Source organism: Streptomyces sp. MMG1533 (genome assembly GCF_001279775.1).
Classification (GTDB): Bacteria; Actinomycetota; Actinomycetes; order Streptomycetales; family Streptomycetaceae; genus Streptomyces.
In genome coordinates, this window is the sequence record NZ_LGDG01000100.1 from 34,930 (window position 1) to 52,424 (window position 17,495).

Annotated in this window: 20 protein-coding genes (1 of these 20 running past the window's edge); 12 read left to right on the plus strand and 8 right to left on the minus strand. The window is 68.8% G+C overall.

Annotated features, from left to right (window positions below; genetic code table 11):
* Nucleotides 1-415 carry the 3' end of a 4-hydroxy-3-methylbut-2-enyl diphosphate reductase gene (gene ispH / locus ADK57_RS12090; RefSeq protein WP_053749407.1) on the plus strand. It extends 464 nt beyond the left edge of the window, so only the last 415 of its 879 coding nucleotides appear in the window; its start codon lies beyond the left edge, outside the window; its stop codon occupies nt 413-415.
* 70 nt (nt 416-485) lie between these two features.
* Entirely contained in the window at nt 486-1,232 is a 747-nt protein-coding gene (gene ppgK, locus ADK57_RS12095; protein WP_053749408.1) for a polyphosphate--glucose phosphotransferase, read from the plus strand.
* Between the two features lie 23 nt (nt 1,233-1,255).
* Here ppgK and ADK57_RS12100 read toward each other — a convergent pair whose 3' ends face one another.
* Nucleotides 1,256-1,846 carry a DUF6542 domain-containing protein gene (locus ADK57_RS12100; protein ID WP_053749409.1) on the minus strand — a complete coding sequence of 197 codons (591 nt, stop codon included), beginning with the start codon at nt 1,844-1,846 and terminating at the stop codon, nt 1,256-1,258.
* A 197-nt stretch (nt 1,847-2,043) separates the two neighbouring features.
* Between ADK57_RS12100 and ychF the strand changes: the two genes are divergently transcribed.
* Nucleotides 2,044-3,132, plus strand: a complete 1,089-nt coding sequence (ychF, locus tag ADK57_RS12105; protein WP_053749410.1) for a redox-regulated ATPase YchF — start codon at nt 2,044-2,046, stop codon at nt 3,130-3,132.
* Nucleotides 3,133-3,393: 261 nt separating this feature from the next.
* Here the strand turns inward: ychF and ADK57_RS12110 are convergent, their stop codons facing one another.
* From ADK57_RS12110 to nac, 4 genes are all read right to left on the minus strand, one after another.
* Entirely contained in the window at nt 3,394-4,422 is a 1,029-nt protein-coding gene (locus ADK57_RS12110) for an L-idonate 5-dehydrogenase (protein ID WP_053749411.1), read from the minus strand.
* 28 nt (nt 4,423-4,450) lie between these two features.
* Nucleotides 4,451-5,221 carry an SDR family oxidoreductase gene (locus ADK57_RS12115; RefSeq protein ID WP_053749412.1) on the minus strand — a complete coding sequence of 257 codons (771 nt, stop codon included), beginning with the start codon at nt 5,219-5,221 and terminating at the stop codon, nt 4,451-4,453.
* The gene (locus ADK57_RS12120; RefSeq protein ID WP_053749413.1) at nt 5,218-6,225 is read right to left on the minus strand and encodes a 2-hydroxyacid dehydrogenase; all 1,008 of its coding nucleotides are present in this window, start codon (nt 6,223-6,225) and stop codon (nt 5,218-5,220) included. The genes ADK57_RS12115 and ADK57_RS12120 overlap by 4 nt, the downstream gene beginning before the upstream one ends.
* Nucleotides 6,226-6,343: 118 nt before the next feature.
* On the minus strand, nt 6,344-7,273 hold the full coding sequence (nac, locus tag ADK57_RS12125) for a nitrogen assimilation transcriptional regulator NAC (RefSeq protein ID WP_053749414.1): 930 nt from the start codon (nt 7,271-7,273) through the stop codon (nt 6,344-6,346).
* Nucleotides 7,274-7,596: 323 nt separating this feature from the next.
* On the opposite strand from nac, the gene ADK57_RS12130 reads away from it, so the two are divergent.
* From ADK57_RS12130 to ADK57_RS12170, 9 genes are all read left to right on the plus strand, one after another.
* Nucleotides 7,597-8,379, plus strand: coding sequence for a LamB/YcsF family protein (locus tag ADK57_RS12130; RefSeq protein WP_053749415.1), 783 nt, complete (start codon nt 7,597-7,599; stop codon nt 8,377-8,379).
* 1 nt (nt 8,380) lies between these two features.
* Nucleotides 8,381-9,094, plus strand: coding sequence for a 5-oxoprolinase subunit B family protein (locus tag ADK57_RS12135; RefSeq protein WP_053749416.1), 714 nt, complete (start codon nt 8,381-8,383; stop codon nt 9,092-9,094).
* On the plus strand, nt 9,087-10,073 hold the full coding sequence (locus ADK57_RS12140; protein WP_053749417.1) for a biotin-dependent carboxyltransferase family protein: 987 nt from the start codon (nt 9,087-9,089) through the stop codon (nt 10,071-10,073). The genes ADK57_RS12135 and ADK57_RS12140 overlap by 8 nt, the downstream gene beginning before the upstream one ends.
* A gap of 86 nt (nt 10,074-10,159) precedes the next feature.
* Nucleotides 10,160-11,470 carry an MFS transporter gene (locus ADK57_RS12145; RefSeq protein ID WP_053749418.1) on the plus strand — a complete coding sequence of 437 codons (1,311 nt, stop codon included), beginning with the start codon at nt 10,160-10,162 and terminating at the stop codon, nt 11,468-11,470.
* A gap of 48 nt (nt 11,471-11,518) precedes the next feature.
* Entirely contained in the window at nt 11,519-12,262 is a 744-nt protein-coding gene (locus ADK57_RS12150) for an SDR family oxidoreductase (protein ID WP_053749419.1), read from the plus strand.
* Between the two features lie 4 nt (nt 12,263-12,266).
* Nucleotides 12,267-13,481 (plus strand): aspartate transaminase, encoded by a 1,215-nt coding sequence (locus ADK57_RS12155; protein ID WP_053749420.1) that lies wholly within the window; start codon nt 12,267-12,269, stop codon nt 13,479-13,481.
* A 9-nt stretch (nt 13,482-13,490) separates the two neighbouring features.
* Nucleotides 13,491-14,165 (plus strand): 4-carboxy-4-hydroxy-2-oxoadipate aldolase/oxaloacetate decarboxylase, encoded by a 675-nt coding sequence (locus ADK57_RS12160; RefSeq protein WP_053749421.1) that lies wholly within the window; start codon nt 13,491-13,493, stop codon nt 14,163-14,165.
* A 612-nt stretch (nt 14,166-14,777) separates the two neighbouring features.
* Nucleotides 14,778-15,059, plus strand: a complete 282-nt coding sequence (locus tag ADK57_RS12165) for a type II toxin-antitoxin system Phd/YefM family antitoxin (protein WP_053749422.1) — start codon at nt 14,778-14,780, stop codon at nt 15,057-15,059.
* Entirely contained in the window at nt 15,056-15,310 is a 255-nt protein-coding gene (locus ADK57_RS12170) for a Txe/YoeB family addiction module toxin (RefSeq protein ID WP_053749423.1), read from the plus strand. The genes ADK57_RS12165 and ADK57_RS12170 overlap by 4 nt, the downstream gene beginning before the upstream one ends.
* A 197-nt stretch (nt 15,311-15,507) precedes the next feature.
* Here ADK57_RS12170 and ADK57_RS12175 read toward each other — a convergent pair whose 3' ends face one another.
* The 3 genes from ADK57_RS12175 to ADK57_RS12180 are packed head-to-tail and all read right to left on the minus strand — an operon-like array spanning nt 15,508 to nt 17,491.
* On the minus strand, nt 15,508-15,747 hold the full coding sequence (locus tag ADK57_RS12175; protein ID WP_234390144.1) for a hypothetical protein: 240 nt from the start codon (nt 15,745-15,747) through the stop codon (nt 15,508-15,510).
* Nucleotides 15,744-15,881, minus strand: coding sequence for a hypothetical protein (locus ADK57_RS49875; RefSeq protein WP_159050044.1), 138 nt, complete (start codon nt 15,879-15,881; stop codon nt 15,744-15,746). Before ADK57_RS49875 ends, ADK57_RS12175 begins: the two co-directional genes overlap by 4 nt.
* Nucleotides 15,878-17,491 carry a PucR family transcriptional regulator gene (locus tag ADK57_RS12180; RefSeq protein ID WP_053749424.1) on the minus strand — a complete coding sequence of 538 codons (1,614 nt, stop codon included), beginning with the start codon at nt 17,489-17,491 and terminating at the stop codon, nt 15,878-15,880. Before ADK57_RS12180 ends, ADK57_RS49875 begins: the two co-directional genes overlap by 4 nt.
* Between the last annotated feature and the right edge of the window lie 4 nt (nt 17,492-17,495).

Sequence of the window (17,495 nt, forward strand, 5' to 3'; positions counted from 1 at the left end):
CATCTGCTACGCCACGCAGAACCGCCAGCTCGCGGTGAAGGAGATGGGCGCCGAGGCCGAGCTGGTGATCGTCGTCGGCTCCCGCAACTCCTCCAACTCCAAGCGGCTCGTCGAGGTCGCCAAGCTCGCGGGCTCGCGCGAGGCCTACCTCGTGGACTACGCGGACGAGATCGACGAGGCGTGGCTGGAGGGCGTGTCCACGGTCGGCGTCACCTCCGGCGCCTCCGTCCCGGAGATCCTGGTCGAGCAGGTCCTCGAGTGGCTGTCGCAGCGCGGCTTCGAGGACGTCGAACTGGTCAAGGCGGCCGAGGAGTCCATCATCTTCTCGCTGCCCAAGGAGCTGCGCCGCGATCTGCGCGAGGAGGCGGCGACGCTGATGGAGCAGCGCGGCGGATCCGGTGCGGAAGATGTGTGAAAGCCCCTCGGCCGGTGGGTGAAAGCCCCTCGGCCGAATGACTGTCAGTCGTCCGTCGTAACGTAGAGCCATGCAGATCTTCGGCGTGGACATCGGCGGATCCGGGATCAAGGGCGCCCCTGTGGACCTGGACAGGGGCAACCTGGCGGACGAGCGACACAAGGTGCTGACCCCGCACCCGGCGACCCCGGAAGGAGTGGCCGACGGCGTCAGGCAGGTCGTCGACCACTTCGGCTGGACCGGGCCGGTCGGGCTCACCTTCCCGGGCGTGGTCACCGGCGGCGCCACGATCCGCACGGCGGCCAATGTCGACAAGAAGTGGATCGACACCGACGCGGGCGCGTTGTTCAGCGACCACCTGGGCGGCCTGCCGGTGACGGTGGTCAACGACGCGGATGCGGCGGGCGTCGCCGAGATGCACTTCGGTGCCGGCCGGGGCCGCAAGGGCACGGTCGTCCTCCTCACCTTCGGCACGGGCATCGGCAGCGCCCTCTTCGTCGACGGCGTCCTCGTCCCCAACACCGAGCTGGGCCACCTCGAGCTGCACGGCCACGACGCGGAGAAGCGCGCCTCCAGCAAGGCCAAGGAGGACGAGGAACTGACGTGGGAGCACTGGGCCCACCGCGTCCAGAAGTACCTCGCCCACGTCGAGATGCTCTTCTCGCCGGAACTGTTCATCATCGGCGGCGGCGTCAGCCGCAAGTCACAGAAGTTCCTGCACTACATCGAGGACATCAAGGCGGAGATCGTCCCGGCGCAGCTGCAGAACAACGCGGGGATCGTGGGGGCGGCGATGCACGCGGTGCAGGGGAACTAGACCGCTTCGAGTTCGAGGTCGGATCACACGGGCGGGCGGTTTCCGGCGGACCGGCGGTTCATCAGGCGAATCTTCCGCACCGTGGCGATCAGGCCGGCGACGAGTGTGCCCCCGTACAGCCACCCGGCCTGTGTCGCGAGGGCCGTGAAGATGCCCATCAGGCGACCGCTGGTCCCCTCTCCGCTCTCGGCCACGGGGAAGAGCCCCGCCGCGAAGGCGATCGGTACCACGATGGGCGCGGTCAGCAGATCGACCCGCCGGATCCAGAAGGCGGTCACGACGCACACCGGCAGGAACAGCACGCCGTACACCGTGAGCGACGCCCCGAACAACAGCTGGTCGAGGCAGCCGAGTGCGAACATCAGCGCCCCGCAGAACAGCCCGCCGCCGAGCCCGGTCAGCCGGGGGTTGGGCATCCGCCGCAGGGCCTGGACGATCGGCGGCCCGGACGGCCGTACCGCAGTGGGCCGCCGCGGGGGCCCGCCGGCGCGCGCCGCCGACGAACCGGTTCTGCCGGACTTCGCGCCGCCCCGCGCCGCCTGCGGCGGCAGGGGTGACGGCGGCACACCGCGTCGCGTTCCGTTCTGTGCGGGTCGTGTCCTGTGTTGCTCCACTGGACAAACTTAGGTCGGTTTATGTGTCGAATAGCCCTTCAGACACGCCGTCGACCGGACCTTGGCCAAGCGTTCGATACGCCGCCGGGGCGGGAGTGGGCACGCCGTAGACTGGTGGATCGGCCCCCAGGGGCCTGACGCCAGGGGCCCGCCCCCGGTCCTCTCACGCCAGCCCTCTCACTCCGGGAAGTCGCACCGTGTCGCTCACGATCGGAATCGTCGGACTGCCGAATGTCGGTAAGTCGACCCTGTTCAACGCCCTGACCAAGAACGATGTGCTGGCGGCCAACTACCCGTTCGCCACGATCGAGCCGAACGTCGGAGTGGTCGGCGTCCCCGACGCCCGGCTGGGCAAGCTGGCGGAGATCTTCGGCTCCCAGCGCATCCTGCCCGCGACGGTCGACTTCGTGGACATCGCGGGCATCGTGAAGGGCGCTTCGGAGGGCGAGGGCCTGGGCAACAAGTTCCTCGCGAACATCCGTGAGTCGGACGCGATCTGCCAGGTCATCCGCGCCTTCAAGGACGAGAACGTCGTCCATGTCGACGGCAAGGTCTCGCCCAAGGACGACATCGAGACGATCAACACGGAGCTGATCCTCGCGGACCTCCAGACGATCGAGAAGGTCCTGCCGCGCCTCCAGAAGGAGTCGCGCATCAAGAAGGACGTCGCTCCGAAGGTTGCGGCGGTCGAGGCGGCGAAGGAGATCCTGGAGAAGGGCGACACCCTCTTCTCGCAGGGCATCGTCCAGGGCTCCGGCAACGAGGAGCTGCTGCACGACCTGCACCTCCTCACCACCAAGCCCTTCCTCTACGTCTTCAACGTCGACGAGGACGAGCTGGTCGACGACGAGTTCAAGGCCGAGCAGCGCGCCCTCGTCGCCCCCGCCGAGGCGATCTTCCTCAACGCCAAGCTGGAGGCGGACCTCGCCGAGCTCGACGAGGAGGACGCGATGGAGCTCCTCCAGTCCGTCGGCGCCGAGGAACCCGGCCTCGCCACCCTCGCCCGCGTCGGCTTCAACACCCTCGGCCTCCAGACGTACTTGACGGCCGGCCCCAAGGAATCCCGCGCCTGGACCATCAAGAAGGGCGCCACCGCCCCCGAGGCCGCCGGCGTCATCCACACGGACTTCCAGAAGGGCTTCATCAAGGCGGAGGTCATCTCCTTCCACGACCTGGTGGAGACCGGTTCGGTGGCGGAGGCCCGCGCGAAGGGCAAGGCGCGCATGGAGGGCAAGGACTACGTCATGCAGGACGGGGACGTCGTGGAGTTCCGCTTCAATGTATGAATTCCACCACGTCGCTGACCTGGGGAAATGACATTCCGAAGTGCAAGTGGCCGGTGATGCCGGGTTGGTTCGGCCCGGCGCCGACCATTCACCGTCGCCTTCCGTGACCGCCTTGAAAACGAAGCCACCACAGATTGATCATCTGGGCTCCGGGTCGACCTGTTCCCGATGACCGCGCACGTGGAGTGCGTGGCAATGCTTGAGGGCAACACATCAGCTGTATGGCACCATGCGCTGAAACCTCGGAGGCCGAGTCCTTCGTCAGGTACGGGACAGGTCCAGCAGGACCTTGGAGGCGACGGCCCGGTCGTGGGCGATGTCGAAGGCGGCGCGGGCCTCGGTGAGCGGGAAGGTGTGCGTCACGATCGCGTCGACGGGCAGGCCCTGGGCCAGCAGGTCGATCGCCTCGTCGAACTCGGAGTCGAAGCGGAAGGCGCCCCGAAGCTCCAGTTCGCGGGTGACGGCGATGTTGCCCAGCAGGGGCACCTCGCCGGGTGGCAGCAGACCGAGGAGTACGAGGGTGCCCCCGCGGCGTACTCGTTCGATGCAGCTTCGTAGCCCCGCGGGCGCTCCGGACGCCTCGACGGCGATGTCGAAGGGGCCCGCCGACGCGCCGTCCTCAGGATCGCCCGCCCGTAACGTGGCGGTGGCTCCGGATGCGGCGGCGATGCGGAGGGGGGCGTCGAGGAGGTCGCTCACGACGATCTCCGCAGCGCCCCTGTGCCGCAGAACGGCGGTGACCAGGCAGCCGATCGGCCCCGCCCCGGTGACCAGGACTCGCTTGCCCGTCACGTCACCGGCCCGGTGCACGGCGTGCAGGGCCACCGACAGGGGTTCGGCCAGGACGGCACGGCGCAGGTCGAGCTCTGGCGGCAACGGGCGGATCTGTGCCGCGGGCGCGGTGAGGAGTTGGGCGAAACCGCCTTGGACATGGGGCGTGCGGGCGGCGCTGCCGAGGTAGCGGGTGTCGGCACAGATGTTGCGGCGGTCGGCCGCGCAGTCGGGGCAGCGGTCGCACGGTGTGGCGGGGTGGACCGCCACCGGGGTTCCCACGGCCGGTCCCTCGGTGTCGGCTCCCAGGGCGGCGACGTGGCCGACGACCTCGTGTCCGAGCACCATCGGCTCCCGGACGGTGAAGTCGCCGACCCGGCCGTGGCGGTAGTAGTGCAGGTCTGATCCGCAGATTCCGCCGAGGGCGACGGCGACGGTCACCTGGCCGGGTCCGGGCGGGGCGGGGGAACGGTGCTCTACCCGGAGGTCTCCTGCCGTGTGGACGACGCAGGCTTGCATGGTGAAGTTCCTTCCGTTGCGGCGTCCGTCACAGGACGGAGAGCATGCCACCGTCGACATAGAGCACCTGGCCGTTGACGAAGTCGGACGCGGGGGCGGCCAGGAAGAGCAGGGCGCCCACGAGGTCGTCGACGGCTCCCCAGCGGCCGGCCGGCGTGCGTTTGCGGACCCAGGCGCTGAATTCCTCGTCGGCCACCAGGGCCGAGGTGAGTTCGGTGTCGAAGTAGCCGGGTCCGATGCCGTTGACCTGGATGCCAAGCGGGCCCAGGTCGGCGCACATGCCCTTGGTGAGCATCTTCAGGCCGCCCTTGGTGGCGGAGTAGGCGGCGATACCCGGCCGGACCGCTTCGCTCTGCAGTGAGCAGATGTTGACGATCTTGCCGTGGCGTCGGGGCGCCATGCGCCGCGCGACCTCGCGTCCCACGAGGAAGGCGCTGGTGAGGTTGGTGTCGAGGAGACGGTGCCAGTCGTCGTCGGTGAACTCCAGTAGCGGCCTGCGGTGTTGGACTCCCGTGTTGTTCACCAGGATGCCGATCGGCCCGGTCTCCTCCTCGACACGGGCTATGCCGACGGTGACGGCCTCCACGTCCGTGACGTCGAAGGCGGCGGTCCGTACCCGGTCCCCGAAGGAGGCCGCGAGTTCCGCCCCGGTCGCTTTCAGGGCGGTGGTGTTGCGTCCGTTGAGGACGACCGTGCAGCCGGCCTCCAGGAGGCCCTTGGCCAGCGCCTTGCCGATGCCGCGGCTGGAGCCGGTGACCAGGGCCGTCTTTCCGGTGATGTCGAACAGGGGGTGGCTCATACGCGTGCCCCGGTGGTACCGACCGGGGTGCCCGGCACCGCCGGGCTGCCGGGTATGGGGGTTCGGGCGGGGCGTTCGGCCAGGACGTCGAGAATGTTGTCGACCGCCAGGTCGACCATGGCGGCCCGGGTGGCCTCGGTCGCCGACCCGACGTGGGGCAGCGTGACGACGTGCGGTTCCACCACCAGCGGCGACAGCTCCGTTCCCATCGGCTCGCGTTCGAAGACGTCGAGTCCGGCGGAGTGCAGTCGTCCCTCCCGGACGGCGTGCAGCAGCGCTTCCTCGTCGACGACACCGCCGCGGGAGGTGCTGACCAGCGTGGCCGTGGGCTTCATCGTGGCCAGTTCGCGTGCCGAGATCAGGTGCCGCGTCTCCACGGTGAGCGGCACGTGCAGCGACACGATGTCGGACTCGCCCAGCAGCGTGGTCAGACCCACCGAGGTCGACAGGTCGTCGTCGGGGGCGTAGGGGTCGTGGTGGAGCACGCGCATGCCGAACCCGTGGGCCCGGCGGGCCACCGCGCGGCCGATCTGACCGTAGCCGATCAGGCCGAGGGTGGCGCCGTGGATGTCCAGGCCGAGGTAGTCGTGCATCCGGAACAGCTCCCAGGAGCCTTCCGCGAGGCTCGCTGCGGCGGCGCCGATCCGACGGCGGGCGGCGAGAATGAGGGCGAAGGTGAGGTCGGCGGTGGTCTCCGCGAGCACGCCAGGGGTGTGGGTGACGACGATGCCGCGCTCGGCGGCGGCGGCCCGGTCGACGTTGTCGAAACCCATGCTCGCCAGCGATATGCCCCGCAGCGAGGCGCCTGCCGCGTCCATCAGCGCGCCGTCCACCGGATCGTTGCCCAGCGCCAGAACGCCACTCACTCCGGAGGCGAGCGCGGCGAGGTCAGTGGGACCGGGCTTCCCGGTCCCGGGCCAGGCCACCACGTCCGCTGCCCCGGCCAGACGGTCCAGGCCGCGGCCGGGCAGGTTTTCACGGGTGATGAGGACACGCTTTTTCATCTTATGTCTCCAGTGATGAGCCGTGCATTGCCGACCGGCGGCTGGTTTCGAAAGAAGCTGGTTCTGAAAAACGCTAGCCGGGGTGCTCACCGGAAACAAATAACGGATTCATGTGACGCTATTGGCGATCCTTATCCTCGTTGGGAGACCCGTCAAAGGAGGTGATCAGTTCGAGGAACAGATCGTGCACGGCCAGGGCGGGCTCCGAGAGGGGCTGATTGTCCGACGTGACCACGGACAGCCTGACCTGGATGACGGGATCCACGATGCGGCGCACGGACAGGGAACGGGCGTCGAGGATGGCCCGTGCTGCCGACCAGGGCAGGACCGTGGCGCCGAGGTCCGCGGCCACGGCGTTGACGAGCGTCAGAGCGGACTCGACCTCGCCCACCACGTTCAGCCGGAGCGACGCCTGCTGGAAGGCGGCGTCCACGACCTGTCGAATCGTGTGGATGCGGCTGGGGAGCAGCAGCGGCACGCTCGTGAGTTCAGTCAGGCTCACCTCGCCCTGTCCGGGCGGGGCCGTTTCGCCGGGTGCGCCGATCAGGAACAGGTCCTCCGTGCGCACCGGTTCGAACTGAACACCCCGCAGCGGGCCGGCCCCGTAGATGAACGCCATGTCCATCCGCCCGGTCATGATGGCTTCGCTGATCACGCCGCCGAAGTTCTCGTTGATGTGCAGCAGGACGTCCGGGTAGCGCTCGCGCACACTCTTGAGAAGCGGCAGAGCGAGTGCCGCGCCAAGGCTGTACGGCGCGAGGCCCACCGACACGCTGCCGGCGGGAGCCCGGCCGGAGACCTCCACGGCGGCGTGCGCGAGGTCCACCTGCCGGAGGATCAGCTGAGCGTGTCGGTACAGTGCCCGGCCCGCCTCGGTCGGGGCGACTCCGCGTTTGCTGCGGATCAGCAGCTGCTGCCCGAACTGCGTCTCCAGCGCGGACAGTTGCTGGCTGAGCGCGGGCTGTGCGATGTGCAGGATGTCCGCCGCGCGCGTGATGCTCCCGGCGTCGATGATCTTGATGAACGAGTAGAGACGCCTGGTGTCCATGCGGGACCTTCCACGGGGAGCGGAGCCTCATCGTAGGGAGGGGCCGCCCCGGAGCACAGCCCTGGAAGGCCTCGGGTGCGAGGCGGGTCATAACCGTTCGCGATAACGCCAGACCGAACGCATATTGGCGGTCACGCGAGCAGGGGATTAAGTTGAGCGGAACATCCAGCCCGGAACCGCCCGACGAAGTCGAAGTGAACCGGTTCCCAGGAATTCTGTCTGCTCGCGACCATCGCCTTTGTGTCCGAGAGTGCGGATCTTTTTCGGGATATCACGAAGACGTGATGGAATCTCCTTCCTCATATTCTCTCCCGGAGGACGTCATGACCCCCATGGTTGATCTCGTCGCCGATCTCGGCGAGGGATTCGGCGCCTACACGATGGGCGACGACGAAGCCCTCCTGGAGATGCTGACGTCCGCCAATGTGGCCTGCGGGTTCCATGCCGGTGATCCGCGCATCATGGACGCCACCGTCCGGACGTGCGTGGAGCAGCAGGTGGCCGTGGGTGCCCACCCGAGCTATCCCGACCTGGTCGGCTTCGGCCGCCGCGCGATGGACCTCACGCCGGAGGAGGTCCGTACGGACGTGCTGTACCAGATCGGCGCCCTCCAGGCGTTCGCCATCGCGCACGGTACCCGGGTGCAGCACGTCGCCCCGCACGGACGCCTGGGCAACCTGGTCGCCGTACGCGCCGACTACGCCCGTGCCGTCGTGGACGCCGTCGCCTCCCTGGACGAGTCGCTGATCATCCTCGCGCAGGACGGTGAGCTCGCCGACGCCGCCCGGGCCCGCGGACTGCGCGTGGGCATCGTCGGCATCGCCGACCGCGCGTACCGCGACGACGGGACCCTTGTCCCCCGCTCCGAGCCCGGAGCGCTGATCCACGACGCGGACGAGGTGGCCCGGCGGACGTTGCGCATGGTCACCGAGGGGGTCATCCGCAGCGTCGACGGCAAGGACGTTCCGGTCGCCTGCGACACCGTCCTGCTGCACGGAGACAGCCCCGGAGCGATCGCGCTGGCCGGCCGCATCCGCGAGCAACTCCTCGCCGCCGGCGTCCAGATCGCCTCTCTCGACAAAGTGCTGAGCGGGAAGGGCGTCTGACATGAACGGCAACGTCACGATCATGGACTGCGGTGACTCTGCCCTGGTCGCCAAGGCTGTGGGCCTGGACGCCGAAGACGCCTGGCGGCTCGTCCACGCCCTGGCCGACGCCCTGGACGCCGTCCAGCTCACCGGTGTCCACGACGTGGTGCCCACCTACGACGCCCTGCTCGTGGAGTTCGACTGCACCGGCACCGACCACGACACCGTCAGGCGCGTGCTGTCCCACGAGGCCGCCCGCCTCGGGCCGAACCCCGCGCGGACGACACCTCCGCGACGCTTCGTCGTCCCCGTCGTCTACGGCGGCGAGTACGGGCCCGATCTGCCCGAAGTCGCCCGTCAACTCGACCTGACCGAGAGCGAGGTCATCGCCCTCCACTCCGGGACCGATCTCACCGTACGTTGCCTCGGCGCGCCCGCGGGGGCGCCGATGACGGACGGTCCGCCCTTCCCGAAGCCGGTGCCGCGGCTGGCGTCGCCCCGTACCCGCGTCGATCCCGGCTCGGTCGCCGTCGCCGGCCGGCAGGCGGTCATCTGCCCGATGCCCTCGCCCGGCGGCTGGCCCCTTCTCGGGCGCACCCCTGTGCGCGTCCTCGACCTGCACCGCGACCCGATCACCGCCTACCAGCCCGGTGACACCTTCCGATTCCTCCCCATCACACCCGAACAGTGGGACGACTACGCCGACATGCCCCTGGCGGACTGCCATGGCTGACACCCTCTCGATCCGGACCGCGGGCATCGCCGCCGTGCAGGATCTCGGCCGTGTCGGCCGCTCCCGCTACGGGCTGCCGGCCAACGGAGCCTCCGACCAGCACTCGGCGCGCGTCGCCAATGTCCTGTGCGGCAACGACGAACGCGCCCCGCTGCTGGAGATCACGGCTCTCGACTTCGCGTGCGTTCCCTCCGGCGACATCCTCATCGCCGTGACCGGCGCCCCCGCCGACGTGACCGTCGAAGGAGTGGTCCGCCCGCAGTGGGAGCCGGTCCCCGTACGCGCCGGCGAAACCATTCGCGTCACCGGCATCCGGCGCGGACTGCGCGTCTACCTGGCAGTACTCGGCTCGTTCGAAGCGGACTGTCTTCAGGGCAGTTGCGCTCCCGACACCATCCTGGGTTTCGGCCCCGCCCTGTGCAACGGCGACGAACTCGTGCTGCGCACGGCCTGCCCGCCCATCGACCACCCCTTCTCACGGATCCCGCTGTTCCGTCTGCACGCACCCGTCCCTCCGTTCCCCGCCACCTGGACCATCGACGTCACCGACGGCCCCGACCGGGCCGAGTTCGGAGACACGGGACGGCGCCTGTTCGACGCACCCTTCACCGTCAACCCGCGCAGCAACCACATCGGCCTGCGGCTGCAAGGCGAAGTGCCCCGCCGCATCACCAAGGGCGAGGTGCTCTCCCGCGGCGTCCCCATCGGCGCCGTCGAAGTGCCGGCAGGGGACGAACTCCTCGTGCTGCACCGCGGCCGCGGCGTCACGGCCGGCTACCCCGTGCTCGCCGTCGTCACCGCCACCGGTCTGTCCGCCCTGGGGCAGGTGCGCCCCGGGCAGAGCATCCGCTTCCGCCACCGCACCCTCGACCAGGCGGTCACTGCCCACCGCGCGCAGCGGGGGGCCGTCGAGGCGCTGAAAGCCCGCGTAGGCAGGGCATTCGACGCGCTGCGTATCCCCGTACCCGTCGGCAGCTGATCACTGTCCCTCTCAGCCGCCCCTTTCGCCCGCCCGCACGGAGCCGAACACCCTCATCCCACAGCCGCTCCAGGACAGGAGACGCCATGACCACCATGGCCGCTCAGCCCGTACCCAACACCGTCGACTCCAGAACAGCCCGCAAGGTCACCCTGGCAGGGTGCGTCGGAATCTTCGCCGAGCTCTACGACAACGGCATCTTCGGCTTCATGGCCGGAACGCTCGCCGCCGTCTTCTTCCCCGGCTCCGACAACGCCGTCCAACTCGTCTTTCTCGGCTACGCCGTATCCTTCTTCTTCCGCCCCCTCGGCGCCGTCATCTGCGGCCACCTCGGTGACCGCATCGGACGCCAGCGGATGCTGGTCTTCGTCATCCTGCTCATCAGTCTCGCCACCGCGGCCATCGGCGTGCTGCCCACCTACGCGAGCATCGGCATCGCGGCGCCCGCCCTGCTCATCCTGCTCCGCGTCGCGCAGGGCTTCTCCGTCGGCGGTGAGGCATCCGGCGCGATGAGCTTCCTCGCCGAGCACGCCCCGGAAGGCAAGCGCGGCCTCTACACCAGCTACGCCCAGATCGCGTCGTTCCTCTCCCTGCTCACCGGCACCCTGATCGCCGCCGCCATGACCAGCGGACTCGGCAGCGAGCGCATGGAGTCCTGGGGCTGGCGCATACCGTTCCTGCTCGCCGTCCCCCTCGGCATCACCGGCGTCTACATCCGCAAGCGCATCAGCGACACGCCCAACTTCACGCGCCTGCAGGAAGAAGGCAGCCTGTCCAAGAACCCCCTCAAGGAAGCCTTCACGTCCGCCGAGCACCGCCGCGCCATGCTCCTGGCCCTGTTCATCCCCCTCATGAACGGCTCCGGCTACTACGTCCTGTTCAGCTACATGCCCACCTTCATGAGCAACGAGCTGGACTTCGGCAAGGTCCAGGGCCTCCTCGTCACCGCTTCCAGCCTGGTGGCTATCTGCATCGCCATCCCCTACATGGGGCGGCTGTCCGACCGGGTCGGCCGCAAGAAGGTCATCGCGGGCGCCGCGATCGCCATGGCCGTCGTCGGTATCCCCTGTTACCTCCTGATCGGCACCGGAAGCGTCGCCCTGGCCGTCGTGGGCGCCTGCGTCATGGCCGTCGTGTTCGCCGGGCACACCGGCGTCATCCACATCCTGCTCGTCGAGCTCTTCCCCACGCGTGTGCGCTACTCCGCCTACGGCCTGGGCTACAACGTCTCCGCCGCACTTTTCGGCGGTACAGCGCCGCTGCTGATGACCTACCTCATCGACCGCACGGGCAACGTCAACATGCCGGCCTTCTACGCCGTCCTCACCGCCTTCGGCACGCTCATCGCCGTCTCCCGCGTGAAGGACCGGGCCCACCTGCCCCTGCGCGACGCCTGACAGACACACGCACCCGCACGCCCCCATACACATCAAGGAGCACACAGCATGCCCATCTCCGACTACAGGACGGCCCTCGTCACCGGAGCGTCGACCGGCATCGGAGCAGTGGTCGTCGAGCGACTCGCCAAGCGCGGCCTCGAGGTTCACGCGGTGGCGCGTAACGCCGAACGGCTCGACGCCCTCGCCCGCGACACCGGTTGCATCCCGCACTCTGTCGACATCACCGACACGGAGGCGCTCACCGCCGAACTGGACGGCCTGGAGATCGATGTCCTCGTCAACAACGCGGGTGTCTCGCGCACCGGCAACATTCTGACCGCCGACGAGTTCGCCGTCGACGAGCAGATCGCCGTCAACATCCAGGCCGTCCTGCACCTGGTCCGCCTGCTCATGCCCGGCATGGTCGAGCGCGACCTCGGCCACATCGTCAACATCAGCTCCATCGCCGGCGTCTACAACTTCGGCGGCAACACCATTTACCACGCCACCAAGGCAGCCGTGCACACTCTCTCCCGCCAGCTGCGGGTCGACGGCTATGGCCGCCGGGTCCGCGTCACCGAGATCTGCCCGGGGCGCGTGGAGACGGAGATCTTCGGTCGGCTGCTCGGCGACATGGAGGAGGCCCAGCGGCAGTTCTACGACGGCTACGAGTCCCTCAAGCCCGAGGACATCGCCGATTCCATCGAGTTCGCCGTCGACGCGCCCCGGCACGTCAACATCGGCCACATCGAGATCCTGCCCACCTTCCAGGTCCCCGGCGGCCTGAACTTCGAGCGCCGGGAGGGCTGATCAGATGAACACCGCAGAGCGGGTACGCCGTATCAAGCCCTCGCCCAGTACGGCGGCCGCACAGCGTGTGCGCGAGCTGAAGAGCCAGGGGCTCACCATCCTCGACCTGACCGTGGGCGAGCCCGACTTCGACACCCCCGACCACGTCAAAGCCGCAGCGATTCGCGCCATCGAGGCGGGCGAGACCAAATACACCCCCGTGAACGGCACCCCGCGGCTGCGCGCCGCGATCGCCGACAAGCTCCGCGAGCGGCACGGGCTGGAGTGCACCGACGCCCAGATCACGGTCGGCGGTGGAGCCAAGCAGGTCATCTTCCTAGCCCTGATGGCCACCCTGGACGAAGGGGACGAGGTCATCGTTCCCGCCCCGTACTGGGTGTCCTATCCGGACATGGTCCGCGCGAACGACGGCACCCCGGTGGTCGTGGACTGTCCCGAGGCGGACGGCTTCAAGCTGACTCCGGAGCGGCTCGGGGCGGCGATCACCGCGCGAACGCGCTGGGTCGTCCTCAACACCCCCGGCAACCCGACGGGATCCGCCTACACCGCCGGTGAACTGAGCGAGCTGGCCCAAGTGTTGTTGGAACATCCGCAGGTGTGCGTCCTCACCGACGAGATCTACGACGAGATCTGGTACCGCGAGGAGGCCGCCCCGTCCCTGGCAGCCGTCGAACCACGCCTGGCCGAGCGGGTGTTCCTCACCAATGGCGTCTCCAAGACGTACGCGATGACCGGCTGGCGCATCGGTTACGGCGTGGGCCCGACGGACCTGGTGACCGCGATCAACACGCTGCAGTCCCAGACCTCCTCCTGCCCCTCCTCGGTGAGTCAGGCCGCCGCTGCCGCCGCGCTCACGGGACCGCAGGACTTCGTCCGGGAAACCGTGCGCGTCTACCGCGGACGCCGCGATGCCATGGTGAAGCTCATCAACGACGTTCCCCGGCTCAGCTGCACCGTTCCCGACGGGGGCTTCTACCTCCTGGTGAACTGCCACGACACCATCGGGCAGATCACACCGTCGGGAAGCCGGATACAGAACGACGAGGACTTTGCCCGCTACCTGCTCGACAGCCAGCAGGTAGCGGTGATCCACGGAGCCGCGTACGGCGCACCCGGCTACTTCCGCATCTCTTTCGCCACGTCGACGGACATCCTCACCGAGGCATGCGCGCGCCTCGCGACGGCTTGCGCCGACCTGGCTTCCACTTCCTCCGCCTGAAAGGTCGACATGATCCGCGTCAGCACGAAGTTCGAGCGGCCGGAGCCCGCCGTGGTCGAGCGACTGAGCGCCTTCTCCTCGGCAACCATCCATGAGGCACAGGGCCGGCTCGGGGCGCTGGACTCGGCCATCAAGCCGGTCGACCACCGCATGTCCCTGTGCGGCCCCGCCTTCACGGTCCAGTGCGCACCGCGCGACAACCTGATGCTGCAGACCGCCATCGCCTACGCCCGCCCGGGGGATGTCGTCGTCGTGTCAGCCGGCGCCTACGAGGAGGCGGGTTCCTTCGGAGACGTCCTCGCCAACGCCTGCCAGGCGAAGGGGCTCGGCGGCCTGATCACCGACACGGGCGTCCGGGACACCGAGGACCTGCGCGCCCTGGGATTCCCCGTCTTCTCCCGCAGCGTGTCCATCAAGGGCACGGTCAAGGAGACTGTCGGACCGATGTGCGAGCCGGTCACCATCGGCGGCGTACTCGTCCGCCCCGGTGACGTGATGCGGGCCGACGCCGACGGCGTGGTGGTCGTCCGCCGCGAGGACGCCGCCGCGGTGACCACCGCCTCACAGAAGCGGGTCGACGCCGAGGCCGACTACATCTCCGCGTACCGGGCGGGCAAGACAGTCATCGACATCTGCAATCTCGCTCCGCTTCTCGCGGCGAAGGGGCTGATGATCGAGGACTAGGGGGTGCTGTGCGGGACTTTCAAAACACCCCTAGCGGCGTTGCCCCAGGGCATTGCCGGAGGGTGCCGGCCGTGGCGGGTGGCGCGTCGTGCTGTTCGTCGGGCCTGTGACGCTCAGGATGAAGGGCATGACGGAGAACGAGACGCCGACCATGATCGTGGCAACGTTGGTGAGAACAGGATCGCCATCGGCGCTGGCTTGGTCGTCGGCAGCGGCACGGCGATCTCCTCGGCAGGTCCTGCCGCGTTGTTCGCCTACGTAGGTGTCGGCGCCGTCGTCGTGGCCACGGATCCCGCGTAGGCGCTGAACCGTTCGGCACCGACCTGTTCGAACCGTGCTGATTCTGTGCTGACCTGGATCTCTCAGGTGTTCGTTTCCGCAGGTGAGAGCGCTGTGGTGAACGTTCCGCTTCAACGTCTAGGCGCAGATCCACCACGTCGGCTTTGTTTAATGCGCAGGTCAGAGGGGCTCGACTCATCGGAGTCGAGCCCCTCGCTCCTTCCCGTGCTGGGAAGGTGCTGGGAATTCTGACGGGGTGTCACTCATTTGACCCCGTTTTGGGCGGCCATTAGTGGTACGTTATTCGGTACCACTTGATGGAGAGGGTCACCCATGTCAATAACTGCGAGCGAAGCCCGTAAGGCCCTCTTTCCGCTGATCAAGAAGGTCAACGACGATCACGAGGCCATCGAGATCGTGTCCAAGCACGGCAACGCCGTGCTCGTCTCGGCTGAGGACTACGCGGCACTGCGTGAGGGCTCGTACCTGCTGCGCTCGCCTGTGAACGCACGGCGACTGCTCAAGGCGTACGAGAATGCCCTGGGCAACATCAACGTGTCGGAGCGCGAGCTGATCGATCCGGATGCGGCGGACTCTGCTGTGGGTACTGAGTGAGGCTCGTCTTCGAGGATCAGGGCTGGGAGGACTGCACGTCCTGGCTCAAGAACGACCGCAAGATGCTCGCTCGGATCAACAAGCTCATCGAGGACGTCAAGCGTGACCCCTTCACGGGGATCGGCAAGCCCGAACCGCTCAAGTACCACTTGCCCGGGGTGTGGTCGAGGCGGATCGACGACGAGCACCGTCTTGTCTACCTGGTCACGGACAAGGAGATCGTGATCCTCGCGGCCCGCTATCACTACTGAGCGCGCAGGGAGGGCCAGGACCCGACCGGCAGTACTTCAGGTTCTCGAACACGGGTCCCCGGGCTGGTCGTTGGCGATCACCGGTGGTCAGACGGTGCGAATGACAGGGGCGGGCTTGATGTCCTGGGCGTCGATGAGGATGCGGATGTCGTCCGGGCCCGACGTCCAGATGATGGCGCCGAGGCTGGCTGCCATGGTTACGACGGTGGCGTCGACGATGTCGGAGGTACCCCGGCCTCGCCGCAGAGAATGCCTGCGGCTTTGGCGGTTTCGAGGCCGATGGGTACGACGTGGCATCCGGTGAGGAACTTGCCGAGCCTGACCTGGCGGCGGGAGTCCCGCCATGCGAGCGCCAGGCTGTGGCGGGCCCGTATGCGTCGGTCGTCGTTGTCGACGGCGATGAGTATCCCGGCGTCGTACAGGTACGGGATGTTCACGCGGCCGAGGCTCCCGAGCTGCTGAGGTACTCGGCGTCGGCTTCGGCGGCGGCCAGGTCCGCGCGGGCGGTGGCGAGCTCTTCCGGGGTGAAGGCGCCGTGCTCCGCCTTCCCGTCTGTCGGACGGCGGGTCACCGAGGGCTGAGCGCGCGTTCCTTGTCGTCTGCGAGGCGCAGTTGCAGCCAGATCGAGAGCCGGTCGTCGGGCTGATCGAGCGGCAGGCCGAACAGTTCGGTGGTGCGGCGCAGGCGGTATCGAAGCGTGTTGGTGTGCACGCTTAGTCGCGCCGCCGCTTCGGCCACGTTGCCCACCGCCTCCAGCCAGGCGAGAAGGGAGTCGGCGAAGTCCGTACCGTGCTCGGCGTCGTGGGCGACCAGGGCGGCCACACTCGGGTGGCGCAGGCGCGGTTCGGCGGCGAGTTCGTCGCGCACCCGGGCCAGCAGTAGCCGCGCCTGTACGTCGGCCAGTGCGGCCACGCGGGGTGCGTCGGGGTGAGCGGTGGTCACCCTGAGGATGTCGTCCACCTCCCGGCGCATCGCCGGAAGCGCTGCCGGGTCCGTCTCGGTGGGGGCGACCGCCGCCCGTACGAAGTCGCCGAAGGAGTCGCGGAGCGCGGCGAGCACGCTGTGGGCCAGCCGCGTCGCGGCCGGGGAGCCGCCGCCCGGCAGCAGAACGTAGATGGCTCGCGAGGTCGTGGCGATGCTCGCGTCCGGGCGGAACGGCACGATGTGGCGGGTCAGGGCATTTCCGAGGTGTGCGGTCAGCGCGAGCAGGCCCGCCGCGTCGGTGGAGGCGGCGAAGGCGAGAAGGCCGAGCTCGGCCCGTGGAGGGATGGACAACCGGAAGGTCGTCTCGTGCGTGGCCCACAGGCCCTCCAGCGCGCCCAGCAGCGCGCTCTCGCGCTTTTGGAGCTCGAGTTCGTTCGCGTTGCGGTTGCGCAGGATGTGCAGTGCCGCCATCCGTGCGCAGTCGGCCAGTGCCTTCTCTCCTTCGGCGCTGATGCCCTGGGGGCCTTCGACCGCCCAGATGGTGCCGAGGGGCTGCGTTCCGGCCTTGATGGCGACGGCCGCGCGCGGCAGGACGCCGAGTGCCTCGGGGAAACGGACCACCCCGTCGGAGCCGAGCACGGTGCGATAGCGCTCGAGGTTGTGGTCGATCTCCGGAACCCTGCGGCTCAGAATCCCTTCCCGGCGCAGGGAGTCGATGCGCTGGTCCGGCGATGACGAATAGGCCATCACCCGACGGTCCAGGTCCTCGATCGCCACTGATCCGCCGATGACGGCACCGGCCGCGTTCGCGAGGGTGAACAGCCCCTCCTCGATGCCGCCCGTCGGTTCGCCGCCCACACCTTGCGAGCCCAGAACGGACAGCAGAAGAGCGTCGAGGTGGCGCCAGGAGATCTCGTCGGCCGCGGCGAAAAGCGCGAGCCCGCGGAGCGACGCCTCTGCGACGACGTCGGCGGTGTCCGCCCCCCTCACCTTCAGCACCATGGCGCAGTACCCCCGGCCGGCGGCGTCCCGTACGAGCTGGGTCGCCGCGGGCTGGTCGGGCTGGAGTCCCGGCACGATCAGGAGCTGGTCCGCGCCCGCGGGCAGGGGGTCGGCGGGGTCGTGCAGGACGGTCCCCCGCACGGGCTGTTCCGGCCCGTGCGGTACGGCCAGCGCGGTGAGGACCGGCGATCCGATGGTCTCGACGAGGCGGCCGAGGGTGACGACCCCGTCGTTCGTCCGATCCGACAACCACATGCCG

Coding starts and splice junctions, on each gene's coding strand:
- ppgK (WP_053749408.1), top strand. CDS start 486: ATGCAGATCTTCGGCGTGGACATCGGCGGATCCGGGATCAAGGGCGCC.
- ADK57_RS12110 (WP_053749411.1), bottom strand. CDS start 4,422: ATGCAAGCCTGCGTCGTCCACACGGCAGGAGACCTCCGGGTAGAGCAC.
- ADK57_RS12115 (WP_053749412.1), bottom strand. CDS start 5,221: ATGAGCCACCCCCTGTTCGACATCACCGGAAAGACGGCCCTGGTCACC.
- ADK57_RS12120 (WP_053749413.1), bottom strand. CDS start 6,225: ATGAAAAAGCGTGTCCTCATCACCCGTGAAAACCTGCCCGGCCGCGGC.
- nac (WP_053749414.1), bottom strand. CDS start 7,273: ATGGACACCAGGCGTCTCTACTCGTTCATCAAGATCATCGACGCCGGG.
- ADK57_RS12130 (WP_053749415.1), top strand. CDS start 7,597: ATGACCCCCATGGTTGATCTCGTCGCCGATCTCGGCGAGGGATTCGGC.
- ADK57_RS12135 (WP_053749416.1), top strand. CDS start 8,381: ATGAACGGCAACGTCACGATCATGGACTGCGGTGACTCTGCCCTGGTC.
- ADK57_RS12140 (WP_053749417.1), top strand. CDS start 9,087: ATGGCTGACACCCTCTCGATCCGGACCGCGGGCATCGCCGCCGTGCAG.
- ADK57_RS12145 (WP_053749418.1), top strand. CDS start 10,160: ATGACCACCATGGCCGCTCAGCCCGTACCCAACACCGTCGACTCCAGA.
- ADK57_RS12150 (WP_053749419.1), top strand. CDS start 11,519: ATGCCCATCTCCGACTACAGGACGGCCCTCGTCACCGGAGCGTCGACC.
- ADK57_RS12155 (WP_053749420.1), top strand. CDS start 12,267: ATGAACACCGCAGAGCGGGTACGCCGTATCAAGCCCTCGCCCAGTACG.
- ADK57_RS12160 (WP_053749421.1), top strand. CDS start 13,491: ATGATCCGCGTCAGCACGAAGTTCGAGCGGCCGGAGCCCGCCGTGGTC.
- ADK57_RS12165 (WP_053749422.1), top strand. CDS start 14,778: ATGTCAATAACTGCGAGCGAAGCCCGTAAGGCCCTCTTTCCGCTGATC.
- ADK57_RS12180 (WP_053749424.1), bottom strand. CDS start 17,491: ATGTGGTTGTCGGATCGGACGAACGACGGGGTCGTCACCCTCGGCCGC.